17 protein-coding genes are annotated in these 16,141 nt (G+C 39.8%); 9 read left to right on the top strand and 8 right to left on the bottom strand.

The window, feature by feature from the left end; translation table 11 throughout:
• The first annotated feature begins 64 nt into the window (after positions 1-64).
• The gene (locus AC1RJ8_RS10030; RefSeq protein WP_029277953.1) at positions 65-382 is read left to right on the top strand and encodes a rhodanese-like domain-containing protein; all 318 of its coding nucleotides are present in this window, start codon (positions 65-67) and stop codon (positions 380-382) included.
• 104 nt (positions 383-486) lie between these two features.
• Positions 487-684 carry a DUF6358 family protein gene (locus AC1RJ8_RS10035; protein ID WP_029277955.1) on the top strand — a complete coding sequence of 66 codons (198 nt, stop codon included), beginning with the start codon at positions 487-489 and terminating at the stop codon, positions 682-684.
• On the opposite strand, the gene AC1RJ8_RS10040 is transcribed toward AC1RJ8_RS10035, so the two are convergent.
• Positions 662-1,693 carry a dipeptide epimerase gene (locus AC1RJ8_RS10040; RefSeq protein WP_492953684.1) on the bottom strand — a complete coding sequence of 344 codons (1,032 nt, stop codon included), beginning with the start codon at positions 1,691-1,693 and terminating at the stop codon, positions 662-664. The two genes, AC1RJ8_RS10035 and AC1RJ8_RS10040, sit on opposite strands and share 23 nt — an antisense overlap.
• Positions 1,694-1,771: 78 nt before the next feature.
• On the opposite strand from AC1RJ8_RS10040, the gene AC1RJ8_RS10045 reads away from it, so the two are divergent.
• Together AC1RJ8_RS10045 and AC1RJ8_RS10050 are read left to right on the top strand one after the other, a co-directional pair.
• Positions 1,772-2,908: a hypothetical protein gene (locus AC1RJ8_RS10045; protein WP_492953685.1), complete on the top strand. Its 1,137-nt coding sequence runs from the start codon at positions 1,772-1,774 to the stop codon at positions 2,906-2,908.
• A 277-nt stretch (positions 2,909-3,185) separates the two neighbouring features.
• Positions 3,186-4,169, top strand: a complete 984-nt coding sequence (locus AC1RJ8_RS10050) for a hypothetical protein (RefSeq protein ID WP_492953686.1) — start codon at positions 3,186-3,188, stop codon at positions 4,167-4,169.
• A gap of 143 nt (positions 4,170-4,312) precedes the next feature.
• Here AC1RJ8_RS10050 and AC1RJ8_RS10055 read toward each other — a convergent pair whose 3' ends face one another.
• Genes AC1RJ8_RS10055 through AC1RJ8_RS10065 form a run of 3 tightly spaced genes read right to left on the bottom strand, consistent with a single transcriptional unit; the run spans position 4,313 to position 7,434 of the window.
• Positions 4,313-4,927, bottom strand: a complete 615-nt coding sequence (locus tag AC1RJ8_RS10055) for a rhomboid family intramembrane serine protease (RefSeq protein ID WP_029277963.1) — start codon at positions 4,925-4,927, stop codon at positions 4,313-4,315.
• 5 nt (positions 4,928-4,932) lie between these two features.
• Positions 4,933-6,672 carry a M14 family metallopeptidase gene (locus tag AC1RJ8_RS10060; RefSeq protein WP_492953687.1) on the bottom strand — a complete coding sequence of 580 codons (1,740 nt, stop codon included), beginning with the start codon at positions 6,670-6,672 and terminating at the stop codon, positions 4,933-4,935.
• Positions 6,673-6,702: 30 nt separating this feature from the next.
• Positions 6,703-7,434 (bottom strand): hypothetical protein, encoded by a 732-nt coding sequence (locus AC1RJ8_RS10065; protein ID WP_492953688.1) that lies wholly within the window; start codon positions 7,432-7,434, stop codon positions 6,703-6,705.
• Positions 7,435-7,493: 59 nt separating this feature from the next.
• Between AC1RJ8_RS10065 and pepT the strand changes: the two genes are divergently transcribed.
• Positions 7,494-8,747: a peptidase T gene (pepT, locus tag AC1RJ8_RS10070; RefSeq protein WP_492953689.1), complete on the top strand. Its 1,254-nt coding sequence runs from the start codon at positions 7,494-7,496 to the stop codon at positions 8,745-8,747.
• A gap of 79 nt (positions 8,748-8,826) precedes the next feature.
• On the opposite strand, the gene AC1RJ8_RS10075 is transcribed toward pepT, so the two are convergent.
• Positions 8,827-9,228, bottom strand: a complete 402-nt coding sequence (locus AC1RJ8_RS10075) for a hypothetical protein (RefSeq protein WP_493008045.1) — start codon at positions 9,226-9,228, stop codon at positions 8,827-8,829.
• 80 nt (positions 9,229-9,308) lie between these two features.
• Here AC1RJ8_RS10075 and AC1RJ8_RS10080 point away from each other — a divergent pair, with 80 nt between their 5' ends.
• From AC1RJ8_RS10080 to AC1RJ8_RS10090, 3 genes are all read left to right on the top strand, one after another.
• A complete protein-coding gene (locus AC1RJ8_RS10080; RefSeq protein WP_492953690.1) occupies positions 9,309-10,175 on the top strand; it encodes an aldose 1-epimerase family protein in 867 nt (288 codons plus the stop codon).
• 30 nt (positions 10,176-10,205) lie between these two features.
• Positions 10,206-10,517, top strand: a complete 312-nt coding sequence (locus AC1RJ8_RS10085) for a DoxX family membrane protein (protein WP_492953691.1) — start codon at positions 10,206-10,208, stop codon at positions 10,515-10,517.
• A 562-nt stretch (positions 10,518-11,079) separates the two neighbouring features.
• A complete protein-coding gene (locus AC1RJ8_RS10090; RefSeq protein WP_492953692.1) occupies positions 11,080-11,505 on the top strand; it encodes a VOC family protein in 426 nt (141 codons plus the stop codon).
• Positions 11,506-11,539: 34 nt separating this feature from the next.
• Here the strand turns inward: AC1RJ8_RS10090 and AC1RJ8_RS10095 are convergent, their stop codons facing one another.
• Entirely contained in the window at positions 11,540-12,106 is a 567-nt protein-coding gene (locus AC1RJ8_RS10095) for a Crp/Fnr family transcriptional regulator (protein ID WP_057934914.1), read from the bottom strand.
• A gap of 182 nt (positions 12,107-12,288) precedes the next feature.
• Here AC1RJ8_RS10095 and AC1RJ8_RS10100 point away from each other — a divergent pair, with 182 nt between their 5' ends.
• Positions 12,289-12,951 (top strand): DUF1349 domain-containing protein, encoded by a 663-nt coding sequence (locus tag AC1RJ8_RS10100; RefSeq protein WP_492953693.1) that lies wholly within the window; start codon positions 12,289-12,291, stop codon positions 12,949-12,951.
• 148 nt (positions 12,952-13,099) lie between these two features.
• Here the strand turns inward: AC1RJ8_RS10100 and AC1RJ8_RS10105 are convergent, their stop codons facing one another.
• Positions 13,100-14,407: a leucine-rich repeat-containing protein kinase family protein gene (locus AC1RJ8_RS10105; protein WP_492953694.1), complete on the bottom strand. Its 1,308-nt coding sequence runs from the start codon at positions 14,405-14,407 to the stop codon at positions 13,100-13,102.
• 51 nt (positions 14,408-14,458) lie between these two features.
• A complete protein-coding gene (abc-f, locus tag AC1RJ8_RS10110; protein ID WP_492953695.1) occupies positions 14,459-16,045 on the bottom strand; it encodes a ribosomal protection-like ABC-F family protein in 1,587 nt (528 codons plus the stop codon).
• Positions 16,046-16,141: the final 96 nt, after the last annotated feature.

The raw sequence follows: 16,141 nt of genomic DNA on the forward strand, positions 1-16,141 counted from the left end.
GGCATTTTTTTGATGGGGAGGGTAAAGTTGATTTTCCTATATTTGCATAAATACATTTAATAAAATGAAAGAAATATCGGTACAAGAACTAAAAGAGAAAATCGATAACAAAGAAGATTTTCAATTAATTGATGTTCGTGAAACATTCGAATACGAGGTTTCCAATCTTGAAGGCGAGAATATCCCTTTGGGTGGAATTTTAATTGAGGCTGATAAGGTTGCGAAAGATAAGCCGGTAATTATTCAGTGCCGCAGTGGAAAAAGAAGCGCAGCAGCAGTAATGCAGTTAGAGCAACAATACGGATTTGACAATCTTTATAACTTAAAAGGCGGTATTTTAGCTTGGCAAGAGGCTTTTGATCCAAGCATGCCGGTATATTAATGATAGCATGAGTGAATTTTGAATGAGTGAAGTTATTATCGCTTATTCAAAATTCATTCTCTCATTCAATCATTCTCTAATTTCGTCATTCAATCATTTCTACCGTGGGTAAAAAATTTGCTTTAAATATCTTCTATAACCTAGCCATTATCCTTTCTATTTTTGGATTGGTTTGGTGTTATAACAATGCTAAATATCTTCCGGCTGGCTTTTTGGTAGGCACTACTGCCTGTTTGTTCTACTTTAAGTATCAACTTACCAAAGACATCAGAAAAAGTTTTAAAGAAAAAGATCAGAAGTAATACCTGTTAAGCCTAAACCGGGTAGCTCTTTTAAGATATACTTACCTTTTTCGAAAGCCGGATCAGTAAAGGGGTTATTCTTGGTCAGCCAGGGCCCATCCAAATCGGCCCAGTTACATAAAGGTGCCAAAGCAGCTGCAGCCAAAGTGGCGCAACTCGTTTCGCTCATACAACCGATCAGCACTTTCATCCCAAAAGAACGGGCTTTCAAAATCATCTGATGCCCTTCGTACATGCCACAGCTTTTCATGAGTTTTACGTTAATGCCATGATAAGCACCTTTCAGTTTGTCCATGTCGGCTAAACGCTGTACGGCTTCATCAGCTAACAGCGGGATCGGACTGCGCTCGGTTAACCATGCGTTCCCATCGAGGTTATTTTTATCCATAGGCTGCTCGATTAACACCACACCCTGGTTATGCAGCCAATAAATTAAATCGATCGCTTTAATTTTATCTGCCCAGCCCTGGTTCGCATCCACATATAAGGGCACATTGGTCATGCTTCTTATTGTTTCGATAATTTCCTGGTCGTTATCTCTCCCCAGTTTAACTTTGATCACTTTAAAAGCTTCGGCATCTTTCAGTTTTTCGCGGATTACTTCAGGCGTATCAATTCCAATGGTGTAGGAAGTTACCGGCATTTTAGCTGGATCTGCGCCGTAAATTTCATAACAGGGTTTATTTAACAGCTTCCCTTGTATATCGTTAAGGGCAATATCAATAGCCGCTTTAATGGCTGGCTGGCCTGGAGCAAGACTATCCAGATAGACAATAATTTCTTCAAAATCGAATGGATATTGGATTTTATCCCAATCTACAAGGCTTAGAAAAGCTGTCGCACTTTCATAACTCTCACCCATATACGGCACCATCGAGGCCTCGCCATAACCTGTTACGCCTTCATATTCTATCTTTAACAGCATTAAGGGGGTGCTGGTACGGGTAAATTTCGAGATCGAAAAAGGATGTTTTAATTCTAATTCAAATTGCCTGCAACTAATCTTCATTATCAATCGTCTTCTAAATAAATAAGGTAATTATCGCCTTACAAATTATCTTTGTTTATTAACGCAACTACCACCGCCATGAAAAACATTTCAAGATTACGGTATTTTATTTATTTATCCTTAATAATTATTGGGGGATGTACCACCGGGAAAAAAGCCTTACAAAAAGGTGATTATGATGCTTCGGTTGCCAAAGCAGTAAGCAGGTTGCAAAACTCGCCAAAAAACAGTGAGGCTATGGAAGTGCTAAAAACAGCATACGACTTAGCACTGCAGGACCATTTGCGAAAAATTGAAGAAGCTAAAATATCCAACGATCTTTTCAGATGGGAATCGGTGATGTACGATTATCAAAAAATCAATCAATTGGCTGATGATATTAACAGTTGCCCAGCTTGCTTGACCATTGTTCCAAGACCTTCAAAATACATCAATGAACTTGCTGATAGTAAATACAATGCTGCTGCCGCAAGATATAATTCGGGTTTAGGGTATTTAAGAGAAAACAACCGCCAGTCGGCAAAAAAAGCTTATTATGAGTTCGAAAAAACACAAAATCTTCAGCCAAATTATAAAGATGCCAAAGCCAAAATGGAGGATGCTTATTGGGCAGCAGTAATTAGGGTTGTGGTACAACCGATTTTTGTAAACAGCGGCATGTACAAATTAAGCGCTGATTATTTTCAGCAACAGATTGATCAGTTTATTGGCAATTACTCAAGAAATAAGTTTGTGATTTTTTATGGCGAAACACAGGCAACAGATCAAAAAATTATTCCCGATCAGGTATTGAGCTTAAACTTTGACGATTTTGTGGTAGGCCAGACCTATGTAAAAGAAAGGGTAGAAAAGTTGAAACGCGACAGTGTGGTAATTGGCGAAACCCGTGAGAAAAAACCAATTTACGGTACAGTTAAAGCCACCTTAAGTATTTTCGAAAAGAATATCTCCTCATCGGGTTTATTGGATATGAGCATTACCGATTGGAGAACAAAAAAGCTGGTACGCCAGCAAAAATTCCCAGGAACCTATGTTTGGAGAGATAGTTGGGCAACCTATAAAGGCGATGACAGGGCACTGAGTAAACAACAATTGGCCATTACCAGAAGGAGGGAGCAATTGCCCCCACAACCAAGTGCTTTGTTTGTAGAATTTACCAAACCCATTTACAACCAGCTGGTTGATGATATCAGTTATTATTATAACAACCTGTAGACCTCACCCTGTTAATGGAAATGGTATAGCGATGTCTTTCGTTGAGGTAGTATCGTAAGGCGACACCTCAGATACCGTCATGTTGTCCAAAGGACTCCTACGGAGAGCTTGTCGAAGCACCTTAAAGTGTATTTAAGCAGGACCTTCGACAAGCTCAGGATGACAAATCTTTATTTACCCCTGCAAGGGTAATAGGTAAAACAAGTCCGCTAACAGGGTGAGGCGGTTGTAATCCCTGCGTTAAAATAAAATATCGGTGCAAAGCCCTAAAAATATAATGGTTAATATTGCGGTGATGAATACCGGTTTATACAATCCTTTCCAAAACTTCGATTTTTTATACAAAATCTGCTTCTTAAGCGGCAAAACTTTTAATTCGCCTGTTGTTCAGGTGCCGTTAATTCCAAAATGGTTGTTAGCACAGGCGGGCTTAAGTGGCGAAGAGCAGATCCAGTTTTTGGATGAGAGTATCCGTTCCTACAACACCCTGGTTATCCCGGTAAACAACGAGGTAAACGAGCAGTTTTTAAACCCGCTTGAAAACAAGATCGAAACAGCCTTTGCAACAGGGTACAATGCCGTTTCTGCACTGCCCGAACTGGATCTTTTTAACTGGATAGGCAAGTTTTTATACGGCTTTGTATATATCGAAATGCACTCGGCCCTACGCAAGGAAATGACTGCCGATGGTTTAAATATGTCGCAATCATTAATGATGAAATTTGCCAATCTGAATTTCATGATGCAGAACCTGTATACCAGTCTGGAGTTTGAAGATTTTTCACCATGGTCTATCACGGTAGTGAAATTAGAAAACAGAGAAACACCATTCAGTTTCCGTGATGAGATAAATACTTTAACCTTCTCGTTAAAAATGAAAGATTTTGGTATCATCGCCTGTTTACAGGATAATGGTACGAATAAACGCTATCATCAGGACATCATCAACGAAATAAAAGGAAAAGCTTTAACTGCCGAACAGTTTGAAGAGTTGAGCGCCCGTTTTTATTATTCGGCCTATCTGTTTAATCGCTTGCCCGAATATACTTTTATGCCAGTAGAAGGTACCACCTATATCGAAGCGATGCCTTTACGGGGCAACATGACCAAGCCGCTTTTTGATGTTTGGCAAAATAAAGTATATGCTCAGGTATTGGAAAACTTCTGGAAACCCTGGGGCTATGTGGTATTCGAGATTATTAAAAACCCTGATGAACCGATGAGTTTCTTCGAGAAGCCTTGTTTACCTACTGCAGGGTAGTTTTTGCAGCAGATTTGCACAGATTAAATTTTTCGATAACCTAAACGAGATCGTCATTTCGAGCGGAGTGCAACGAAGTCGAGAAATCTGTGTTGATAGATCTCTCCATTTCGCTATGCTTCAGTCGAGATGACGAAGTTAAACTATCTCCCTCCTGTTAACATGGTAATAAAGTTCTGCAAAATGCCCGGAACAAAAATGATCGTAAAAATCAGCCCGGTTAATGCACCAAAAAAGTGTGCATCGTGATTGATATGATCTCTTGAATTGCGGGAAGCGTAAGCACAATAAATTAAATACAAAATCCCAAAAACTACAGCAGGAATGCCGATGGGGATAAACATGATGTAAATTTTAGACATTGGATTAAACAAAATATAGCTAAAAAGCACCGCACTAATCGCTCCAGATGCACCAAGACTATTGTAGTTAAAATGATCTTTATGTTTAATAACGGTGGGTAAATCACTCAGCACCAGTCCTAAAAAATAAAGTAATCCAAACTGCCAGCTCCCCATTAATCTTTCCAGTGTAAAAGCAAAAGCGTAAAAGGTAAACATATTAAAAAACAGGTGCATCCAATCTGCATGTACAAGCCCGCTGGTAATCAAAGTATATACATTCTGTCCTTTCGAAACACTATACGGATGCAGCATAAACTTTCCATATAGCGAATGATCATAGAAAGCGTATAAGCTGGTAATAATGGTAAAAACGAAAATTACGGAGGCAACTGGTGCAATATTGAAGTATTCCATTAGGCTTATTTTAAATCAAGTTTTACGTCTGTTAGCAAACGGGCTACCGGATATCTATTGTGTGTTTTTTCGTAATAATCAGAATTTTTATACACAAAATCAAGTTGTGCAGCCGCATTTTTCGCAAAATCGGCATCCAAAGCTTTTTTCGCTTCTAGTTTATGCTTTAGTTCTGGGTTATTGTTAAGCAGTGCTGTTGCCGTATCTTCAAAAACATAGGCCGAATAATGTTCTTTCATATCCAGAATTGAATCGAAAAAGTTCCAGTTGAAATAAGAATCAGTAGCCTGTGGCTCCAGGGTTTCTACAATATACCGGTTACTCCGCTGGTTAACATAAACCACAAAATCGCCTGCATAGTACTGTAAGCTTTGCTTAACTGGGTTTACCTTTACCCCAGCATGCAGATAGTGCCCCTCATAGGGCCTTGTTCCGGTTTTGAAATCGCCGATATAATAACTTTCTACTTCAATTTTCTGATCGGCTTTAAGTTCCTGCAGTTTAACATTATTCAGTTTAAGCAGGGCAATTACACGGTCCCAGGCTTTCGGAATAATGTAGGCAACCGGTTTTTGAACAGACACCGCGGGTTCGAACCTGTTCCATTCTTTAATGGTTTTGGTGTAAGGTTTATTGCGGTCGTAATATAAACGATCAGCGCCGCTTACCGTGCTGGGTTTTTGCCCGGCCTCAAAGCCTTTAAAGCTCAGATCGTTTACCTCGGTTTTATTCAGCTTCCATTCTAAAGGAAATTCCTTTTGTGCAGCCACAATTTCATCGGCCTTCCGCTTATTCTCTCCAATAACCCTGGCATCACGCGTTACAACCTGAATATAGGTCTGCAAAAGCTTATAAGTGGCATCCACACGCAAACCGTACGACTTTAACATATGCGTTTCGGGCATAAAACCTATGGTATTGTGCAGCGTGGTATATCCGGTAGAATAACGTGGAGGATCTATGAATCCGGTTATTCCGCTTTCTGGCGTTTCGCCTATAGAATTTACATAGGGAATCATCGGGTAACCCATCTTTTCCATTCCGGCATATAGATCGGGCACCAACGTTTTAGTTAAATAATCAGAAAGAATTGGGTTCAGCTTATCTTTTTGTGTCGGGATAAGTGTCATTACATATTGATAATCAGCGCCATTACTGGTGTGCGTATCTACAAATATTTCGGGTTGCCAGGTATTAAAAATGAGTTGAAATGCTGCCGAATTTTTTGAATCGGTTTTAATGAAATCACGGTTCAGATCGAGGTTTTTACTATTCCCTCTAAAACCATAGGCAACTGGGCCGTTCTGGTTGGCCCTCGAAGTTCCGCTACGGTTAAAACTGCCATCTATATTGTACAGGGGAATAATGCAGATCACTACATTTTTTGGCAGTTTACCTGCTTTAAGCAAATCGCGGGCAAGCATCATTGATGCATCTATACCCTCTGGTTCGCCAGGGTGAATGCCGTTGTTGATCAATAAAATCCTTTTATCCTGCTTTCTAATCACCGAAGGATCGAAAACCCGATCACGCGATAAAACCAACACATGCAAAGGCTTACCAAAATCTGTACTTCCATAGGTGAATAGCTTAGCCTCCGGATAAGTTTTAGCCAAATTTTCGTAATAAGAAATTGCGGCAGTGTAAGTTGTGGTTTCAATTTTTCCGCTTAACTCGAAAGATGTTTTTTGTGCGGCAGCTTTTAATCTCATCGAAAGCAAACAAAACACAAAGAATTTTCTCATGCCTTAAATCTAAGAAATGAAATGCTGTTATTAAAGTGTTTTACGATAAGATTTAATCGTTCCGAACATGTATTTAAAACCTATGGTGTAGGAGTTATAAACATCAGGTGAGTAGTTTTTAAATTTGCTACTTGGATCGTTATAACCGTCAAGGCCTTCGCCGAAAGTAAAGTTCGATTGTGCATTGATATTGATGATATACCGCATATAACCGTATCCATCGTTGATGTAATAGTTGAAACCAAAGTTTAAAGGCACCAAGAGATTAACGGTTTTGTCTTGACCAGGAAAAGGCCCGTAGCCAGGGTCGTAAGCTGCCCAACTTGGTTTATACCTTACAATATCGGTAATCTTATTGTTAATAGCCCCTATACCCAAGCCCACATACAAACCTCTTAGATTGTATAAAAATTCGCTTTTATTGTAGTCTGCCACCTCGCCAAGCATTAGCTTTATATTGGCCGTAATGGCGGTATATTGATTGATAAACTGACGGTTGTGCGGATCGGTTTCGATGTTTCCTCCTTGAACCCTACCATACTGCCCCTCTAAACCCAGCGTTACAAACGGCGTGATATGATAATCGAATACGCCATAGGCAGTGTAGCCAAAACTTCCTTTGTACACATCAGTATAAGATTTGTTTATACCTCCACCAAAACCATACGACATTTTAAAGTAATTAGATTGGGCAAAAGAAAAACTTCCTATAAAAACAAGCAAAAGGGTTATGTATGTAGCTCTCAGCAATTTAAAAATCATATCGTTTTTTTACAAAAATAATATGTTTATCGAATATCTATAACTTTTACCTTTGAATTATGAGCACATACACCAACTTTAACAAATCTCTGGAGCAGCGGTTTATAAAATATGCGAAAATTGATACCCAATCTGATCCGAATTCTCTAACTTGCCCATCAACCCTAAAACAAAAAAATTTAGGGAAAGAATTGGTTCAGGAACTGTTAGAAATTGGCGTTACTGATGCCGAAATGGATGATAATGGTTATGTATATGGTACCATCCCTTCAAATACAAACAAGCCGTTACCCGTAATTTTCTTCTGCTCGCACATGGATACCTCGCCAGATTGTAGTGGTGAAAATGTTAAACCGATTATTCATGACAATTATCAAGGACAAGACTTAATTCTGCCCGACGATAACAATATTGTGATAAAATTGTCTGAAAACAAAGACTTAAAACACCAAATTGGTAACGATATTATCACAGCAAGCGGGACAACTTTATTAGGTGCCGATAATAAAGCAGGCTTAGCAGAAATTATGGAGGCAGCTACCTTTTTAATGAGCAATCCTGATGTAAAACACGGAACCATAAAGCTACTTTTCACCCCTGATGAAGAAATAGGCCGCGGCGTAGAAAAAGCCGATTTAAAGAAATTAGGTGCCGATTTTGGCTATACCATAGATGGAGAAACACTGGGCTCAATCGAAGATGAAACCTTTTCTGCCGACGGCGCCACCCTTAAAATTTATGGCGTAAGTACTCACCCGGGCTTTGCCAAAGGAAAAATGGAAAGCGCCATTAAGATCCTTGCCGAAATTTTAGATTCGCTGCCAAAAGATACACTCACTCCGGAAGCTACCCATCAAAAAGAAGGATTTATCCACCCGGTAAGCATGAACGGACAGGTAGAAGAGGCGGAGGCACAGTTTATCATCAGAGATTTTACAGATGAAAAACTAGCCGCACATGGCCATTTTTTAGAAGAAACCGTAAAAAAGGTGATGGCTAAATATCCAAAGTCTACCTACAAAATTGATATTAAAGCGCAGTACCGCAACATGAAACAGGTTTTAGATCAGCATCCTAAAATTGTGCAATATGGAATTGAAGCCATTGAACGGGCAGGCGTAGTGGCAAAACAACAAAGTATCCGTGGTGGAACCGATGGCTCGCGGCTTTCTTATATGGGCTTACCTTGCCCCAATATTTTTGCCGGAGAACACGCTTTTCATAGTAAACAAGAATGGGTAAGTGTACAGGACATGGAAAAAGCTGTACAAACCATTATTAACATCGCCTGTATTTGGGAAGAGAAGGGATAAGTACAAAGTCTTGAGTTAGTAGTCTTGAGTCCTTATCAATCGATGATTAGACTCAAGACTTTGGACTCAGGACTAAAGACTAATAAGAAGCCTGCCCAATATCCAACCTCGCTATTTTTCCTTCTTTGTTTACCTTAAATTTAAAGCAGGTTTTAAAATCGCCCCATTGGTCGGAGTGGAAATGGCCATACACCTCCAATCCGTTGTTTTCAACCTTATCTATACTGGTAAAACGCTCATGTCCCAGCGCTTTCTTAAAAAAGTTATTAAATTTCATCTGGTTTCCGTCGTCGTAAAAGGCAACATCGATGGCAAATAAAGGAAACCATGTTTTTTCATCGCCTTTTTGCAATGCGGTAATAGCGGCCTTTACTTTTGCATTTGATAATTTTGTTAAATCTATCGCCATGGGTTTCTGATTATATTTTAAGCGAAAGTAAATGCGCGGGTAATAAAATAAATAGCGCTTTAAGCTTTTCATTTGCTTAAGCTTTAAGTACTGATCAAAATTAATAAAAAAGATATTTTTAAAATACATCTTTTTGTTAATTTAGACTGCAAATGATAACTCTCGAGAACGACTATATAAAAGTTAGCCTGGCGGCTAAAGGCGCAGAACTTCAAGGCATATTTAGTAAAGAAACAAAGCTGGAATATTTGTGGAATGCCAATCCTGAATATTGGGCAAAACACAGTCCGGTTTTATTTCCTATTGTTGGCTCATTAAAAAACAACAGTTTTACTTATCAAGGTAAAAGCTATACGCTGCCACGCCACGGTTTTGCCCGCGATCATGTTTTTAATATCGAAAAAATAAGTGAAACCGAGGCCGTTTTTAGTTTAACCCAAAATGAAGATACCTTAAAAGCATATCCTTTTTATTTCGAGCTGAAACTGAGGTACCGGCTAATCGACAGGAAACTGAATTTAACTTACGAGGTAATAAACACAGGTACTGCCGAGCTTTTATTCTCAATTGGTGCACACCCGGCTTTTGCTGTACCGAACACACCCAATACCGTTTATGAAGATTATTACCTGGCCTTTAATGCCGATGAGAAATTAACTTTCTGGAAACTCGAAGATGGTTTAGTGGCCGATGAAACAGCACTCATTGAACTGGGTGGCCACAGGTTAAACCTTAAACATGAGCTGTTTTATAACGATGCGCTGGTTTTTAAGACCCTGCAGAGCAACTGCATCAGCTTGCTCAATACCAAAAACGATTATGGCCTGCATTTCCATTTCGAAGACTTCCCTTTCTTCGGCATTTGGGCTGCTACCGATGCCCCTTTTATCTGCTTAGAGCCCTGGTGCGGAGTGGCCGATGGTGTTAACCACGATCAGGAATTAACAGGCAAAGAGGGGATAGTAAAGCTGGATATAGGCGAAAACTGGTCGCGGTTTTGGGAAGTAGAGTGTTTCTAGGCAGGTTACCATACGCAAGGAAAAGCTAGCTTGGGCAATTGGTCGGTATTTTTAGATTATACCAATACGCTAATGCCCTTTTTAGTAAGGCCTGTAGCCAATGTAATGGCTATTATTGCCACCACTGGCGAGCTGGTGTTTGCGGTAATGCTTATCGTAGGATACAAAATTAAGTTGGCGGCTATAGGCAGTTTTTTACTAACACTTGCTTTTGCCCGCTGTATGTTCGCCTTTGCAAATTACAGGGGCCCTTTTAATTATTCTGTTTTCGTAGTAAGTACCTCCAGCTTGTTGTTGGCAACGTTACCCGCTTATAAAAGGAGTATTGAAGCGAGCAAATAATTTTCCACATTAAAATATCCGTATCGCGGTGTAGTGAAAACCACTACCCATAAAGGGGTATTTTTACCTTTTAATTTGATGTTAACATGTTGATAACTATATTTATATTGTTAAAATTAAATCAACGGGACGATTTAGATTAAACACGAAACCTTTCAGCAATGAAAGGTTTTTTTTTGCAAAAAAAAACACGCCCTCAAAAAGAGGACGTGTTTACTCAAATCTAAAATTATTTTGGGACGATCGAGAATTGTTTCAATAAATGTTTAATACCCTGATACAAATATGAAAAAAGATAATGGATTTATTTCTGTTCAGTTTTATTCATCTGTAAAACAATAACTTATACAAAATCCACAATAAAATGAATAAAACATTTTAGTCTATTTAAAAACAGTGTTTTCTCAAGCTCAGCATCCGGGTTAAGGTCATCGCAACAAGATGGAACCATATAAATTTATTAATTTTCAAATGTCGAAAACGCCCTTACATTTGTCTCAAGTACACCCATTTTATCATTAAAAGGTGCAGTAACTTAGTTGTAAACAAAAGAAATAAGATTATGGCAACCATGCACCCTTACTTAAACTTCGACGGCAAGGCCGAAGAAGCTTTTAATTTTTATAAATCGGTTTTCGGAGGAGAATTTACCTTCTTTGCAAAAATGGGCGATGCACCCGAATCGGATAAATTAACCCAGGAGGAAAAAAACCGTGTAATGCACGTAGCCCTACCCATTAATGAGCATACAGTTTTAATGGCGTCTGACTGTGTACCTTCTGCAGGGCATGTACTTAAAGAAGGCAACAACATGTACATTAACCTCAATACAGAGAGCCGCGAAGATGCCGATCGCTTCTTTAATGGCCTTTCAGCAGGTGGCACCATCGAAATGCCAATGGACGATATGTTCTGGGGCGATTACTTCGGCAGCTTTAAAGACAGGTTCGGTATCCAATGGATGGTTAATTATAGCAGCCACAAATAAAACAAAGCCTTTATTGTTTTTCCCCTTACCATACCTAGAGCGATAAACGGCTTAGAGTTTCCCTGGTAACACCCAAATAAGATGCAATAAGGGTTTTCGAAATCCTCTTTTGTAAAGATGGGTATTGATTGCGCCATTGTTTGTAACGCTCGCCCGCATTATTACTCAATAGCGCCAATACCCGTTTTTGCAAAGCCATGTTTCCTGTGGTGTACTTTTTCCTAAAAAAGTATTCCATTTTCCGGGAAGAAGCACAAAGTTTTTCCTTGTTCTCAAAAGAGATAGAAAGGGTTTCGGTATCTTCAATACAATCTACATTTAAGGTTGCCGGCATTCCGGTGTTAAAAGCGTTCGGGTCTGAGAACCACCACTCTTCCATGGCAAGCTGTAAAATGTATTCTTTGCCTTCATGGTCGGTATAAGAAGACTTCACAATTCCTTTCAGTACAAAATGTTCGCAACTGGCTGCATCACCTGCCTGAATAATATATTGATGTTTTTTATATTTCCGCTTGGTAAAAAAAGATTCGGCATATTGAAATTCTTCATCTGTTAAACAAACAATCTGATCAATATGCGCCCTTAAAAAATTTGTTTCCATGTTTCTGATACAACAGCACAAATGTACTGTTTATTGAAGATTTATAAACCTGAGACAATTGCCCTTATCCGATGTACGTGATAATAATCACATTAAAATAGTGATCTATGTCCTTTCCAAAAGTTGATGCTTGCTTTAAGTTTGCAATACACAAACACACAAAACCAACCGCTAACACACAAATGAAACTTAAATTACTAACCGCCATGGCCTTACTTGCCGTATTAAACACACAAAAGTCAGCTGCCCAGAGCCTTGCTAAAATGAACTGGTTTAACGAACCTGAAAAGTGGGAAATCAAGGATAAAAACACATTTAGCTTATTTGTTCCTGCCAAAACAGATTACTGGCGGATCTCGCATTATGACTTTACCGTGGATGATGCCCCTTTTTATTATGCCACTTATGGTGGTGAATTTGAGGTAAAAGTAAAAATTACCGGCAATTATGTAACCACCTTCGATCAGATGGGTATTATGCTCCGAATTAATGAAGAAGAATGGATTAAGGCGGGAGTAGAATTTGTGAATGGCAAACAAAATGTAAGTGCGGTAGTTACGCATAAAACAAGTGACTGGAGCGTAGTAGAATTAGCTCAGGCACCAGCATCTATCTGGATGAAAGCCGTTAGAAAACTTGATGCAGTAGAGATTTTTTACTCGCTGGATGATAAAAAATACACCATGATCCGTACGTGTTATTTTAAGGATAATGCTCCTGTAATGGTGGGCCTTGTGGCTGCCTGTCCTGATGGCAAGGGCTTTAACGCCACATTTGAAAATTTCAAGGTTACACCCACGCCAGATCAGCGCAGGTTAGATTGGGCAAAAAAACAGCAGAATTAATATTTTTTTTATAAAGTGGTCGTCATTTCGACCGTAGCGGAGAAATCTATGATTAAGTGTAGCTCACGGAACTCTCCATTTCGCTTTGCTCGATCCGATAGCTATCGGATCGAGATGACGATTTTTCTAGGGACTCAGATTAACAACTTTATAATGAAATCTTCGCTAAAGCATCAACCAAATCCTGAAAACCAAGTCTCTTTAATGGCGATGCAACTAAACAGGCATCTCTTAAGGCACCCAGAGCATTCGAGCACGTTTCGCTTACCGCTCCGTTTTTTAAAGAAAGTAAATCATCGAGCAGGTAACCATAAGCACTAACTTCTATCCGCTCCAGCGCAAAAGCGAGCGGAGCATCAGCCTGATCATAAAAACTTGCGGCACCAAAATCGCCGAACAACGTACTGCCCTCATCATCAATTAAGATATTGTGTGCATATAAATCGCCATGCATAATTCCGGCCCCGTGCAATTGTGCAGCTAAGGAGGCAATGGTTTTGGCAATACTCAGCAGCTGTGTTTCTGACAGCTGCGTACCTTCAGGAAAAACATCCCTGGTGCAGCTTTCTAAACTCGGCGGATTACCCAGGTTATAAAAATGATGCGGAATGAGGTCCATCACCAGTCCTTTTTTATCTTCTGGGTGCAGGGCAATCTGTCCGATTAAATTAACCAAACCAGGGTGGTAACCCGCAGCAATATAGGCCGTCATTTCATCTTCTGGCAAGCCATCGCTGGTTACATTGCCCTTAAATATTTTAACGGCTACCTCCTGGGTTTCATCACCAATAGTCCGGTTTGCTTTTGAGATGATGCCCGAAGCCCCTTCACCCAATAAATGGTTAATCTCTAAGTCGTGCCAGTTAATTAACGAAAGTGTTTCTACAGCAGGTGTTTTGCTAAAGTTGTTCCCGGAAAATGCAATCCACGAAAGTTTAGGCATATTGGCAATCCATTGTGGCAGCTCATGCAGTTTATTAGCAGCAATCCGCAGTAGGGCTAAATTCTGGCAATTACTTAATTCGTCGGGCAATTGTGTTAAACGGTTACCCGATAACATCAGCTTTTGCATCCGCGTACACTGCCCAATCTCTTTTGGTAATTCGGCAATGTTGTTGTTGGTTAAAATCAGCCAGCGAAGATTAGGGTTCAGCGATTTTGCAGGCACCGTTTTAATCTGGTTAGATTTAAAACCTACAATATCCAGCAAAGGGCAGTCGGCCAATTGCTCAGGCAGAACCGTGAAAAGGTTTTCTGAACAGAAGAAAATCTTCAGTTTCTTTAAACGGCCAAAATCTGCCGGTAATGCACTTAATTTATTAAAAGATAAATCCAGCACTTCCAAAGTATCGGCTAACTCGAATATTTCGTTTGGGAACCCGGTTAGGTTTTCAGAAAGTTTTAACGATACTGCTCCTTTAAGTTCGCCGCTTTGTAGTGCTAACAGGTTTTGCATAGGTATACTGGTTTTAATAATTTAGAACGAAGATAAGGCTATATATTTATTTTAAAGATCAATGCTATGTTCCACACAGATTTGCTTAAGAAAATATGCATCATGCGATATAACTAAAAGCGTTCCCTGATATTCGTTAATGGCTGCCGTTAAAATTTCTATGTTCTGGATATCGAGGTTATTGGTAGGCTCATCCAGTATCATCAGCTCGGGCGATTGGTTGCCGATGGTTAACGAACAAAGCATCAACCGCATTTTCTCACCGCCACTTAAGGCCGAACAAGGTTTGTCCCAATCGGTTTTGCCAAACAAAAACCGGTTTAAACGGATTTTTACTTCATGCTCCTGCAGTGCACCCGAGTTGTATTGCTGGGCCTGTTCGTAAACCGTAAGTTGATTATCGATCAACGAATAATCCTGGTCGATATATATGGAGCTAACGCCTGCTTTGTTTAAACTTCCCGTTGAGGGCTGGAGCTGCCCCAAAATAAGCTTGATCAAGGTGCTTTTGCCAGATCCATTCCGGCCCTTTATCAGGTAACGCTCCCCGCTAAAAATCTGAAAACTAAGCGGCTCCCTCCAAAGTAACTGATCGTGAAAAGCAAAATTAACCTCCTTGGCGTCAATAATACTTTTCCCTTTGTGCAGTCTGGCTTGATTGAAACCGATCTTCATTTTGTCTGCATCGGGCAGTGCAGACCTGAGCTGGCTTAATTCAGCAGAAATATGGTCGAGCTTTTCGGCATGCACAGTCTTCAATTTTGCCGTACTTTTTTCTGCATTATTTTTTAACGTATTCATCGAAATGGTCGGCAATCCGGCTTTTTCCTGTTTTTTCTTCCCTTTGGCATCAAGCTTCTGTTGCCGTTCTATCGATTCCCTTTCTACTTCTTTAGCCTTGCGCAGCGCTTTTTCTTTTGCTCGTAAATCATTGTTCAAAGCATTATTTTCAATTTTCTTTTGTGCAGCATAGAAATCGTAATTTCCGCCATATACGGTTATTCCCCGCTCACTTAACGCGCAAACTTTCTCAATTTGGTTCAACAAAGTACGGTCGTGACTCACCACCACCAAAGTATTTCTGGTCAATCGGATATAATCGTACAACCTGTTTCTGCCTTCCAGATCCAAATGATTGGTCGGCTCGTCCATCAAAACAATATCCGGGCGGTGTATCGCCATGCCAGCCAAAAATACACTGGTTTTTTGTCCGCCGCTTAAACTTTCCATTTTTTGGTTTAAGTCTAAACCTGCCAATCGCCAAAAACGCAAAGCTTCCGTGCAACGTTCCTCAATGGTCCAGTCATCGTTAAGTATGGCCAAATTTTCGTCGGTTACTTCCCCGCCGAGGATTTCGTTCAGCGCTTTTAGTTTATCTTCAATCCCGAGGGCCTGCGCAACGGTAAAATCATTAAACTGACCAAAAAGCTGTGGCACATAATAAGGCACCGATTCCGTTTTAACATATCCGGCAGTTGGTTTGAGTTTACCTGACAAAATTTTTAAAAGTGTCGATTTCCCAGCCCCATTATGGCCAATGAGTGCAGTTTTTTCGTATTTATTGATGGTAAGATTTAAGTCTGAAAACAGTAAATCTCCATTGGGGTGGATATAATTAGCCCCTTGTAGAATAAGCATAAATTTCTTTTTTTTTGTAAATAATTGCAGGAACGGAACCGTTCTGCTTGTTATCTATTTTCTGAAAAGAAATGAATCTTACATGTATGGGTTGAT

The sequence above is a fragment of the Pedobacter sp. GW822-FHT03F06 genome (assembly GCF_058801365.1).

Coding starts and splice junctions, on each gene's coding strand:
- AC1RJ8_RS10030 (WP_029277953.1), top strand. CDS start 65: ATGAAAGAAATATCGGTACAAGAACTAAAAGAGAAAATCGATAACAAA.
- AC1RJ8_RS10040 (WP_492953684.1), bottom strand. CDS start 1,693: ATGAAGATTAGTTGCAGGCAATTTGAATTAGAATTAAAACATCCTTTT.
- AC1RJ8_RS10045 (WP_492953685.1), top strand. CDS start 1,772: ATGAAAAACATTTCAAGATTACGGTATTTTATTTATTTATCCTTAATA.
- AC1RJ8_RS10050 (WP_492953686.1), top strand. CDS start 3,186: ATGGTTAATATTGCGGTGATGAATACCGGTTTATACAATCCTTTCCAA.
- AC1RJ8_RS10055 (WP_029277963.1), bottom strand. CDS start 4,927: ATGGAATACTTCAATATTGCACCAGTTGCCTCCGTAATTTTCGTTTTT.
- AC1RJ8_RS10060 (WP_492953687.1), bottom strand. CDS start 6,672: ATGAGAAAATTCTTTGTGTTTTGTTTGCTTTCGATGAGATTAAAAGCT.
- AC1RJ8_RS10065 (WP_492953688.1), bottom strand. CDS start 7,434: ATGATTTTTAAATTGCTGAGAGCTACATACATAACCCTTTTGCTTGTT.
- pepT (WP_492953689.1), top strand. CDS start 7,494: ATGAGCACATACACCAACTTTAACAAATCTCTGGAGCAGCGGTTTATA.
- AC1RJ8_RS10075 (WP_493008045.1), bottom strand. CDS start 9,228: ATGAAAAGCTTAAAGCGCTATTTATTTTATTACCCGCGCATTTACTTT.
- AC1RJ8_RS10080 (WP_492953690.1), top strand. CDS start 9,309: ATGATAACTCTCGAGAACGACTATATAAAAGTTAGCCTGGCGGCTAAA.
- AC1RJ8_RS10090 (WP_492953692.1), top strand. CDS start 11,080: ATGGCAACCATGCACCCTTACTTAAACTTCGACGGCAAGGCCGAAGAA.
- AC1RJ8_RS10095 (WP_057934914.1), bottom strand. CDS start 12,106: ATGGAAACAAATTTTTTAAGGGCGCATATTGATCAGATTGTTTGTTTA.
- AC1RJ8_RS10100 (WP_492953693.1), top strand. CDS start 12,289: ATGAAACTTAAATTACTAACCGCCATGGCCTTACTTGCCGTATTAAAC.
- AC1RJ8_RS10105 (WP_492953694.1), bottom strand. CDS start 14,407: ATGCAAAACCTGTTAGCACTACAAAGCGGCGAACTTAAAGGAGCAGTA.
- abc-f (WP_492953695.1), bottom strand. CDS start 16,045: ATGCTTATTCTACAAGGGGCTAATTATATCCACCCCAATGGAGATTTA.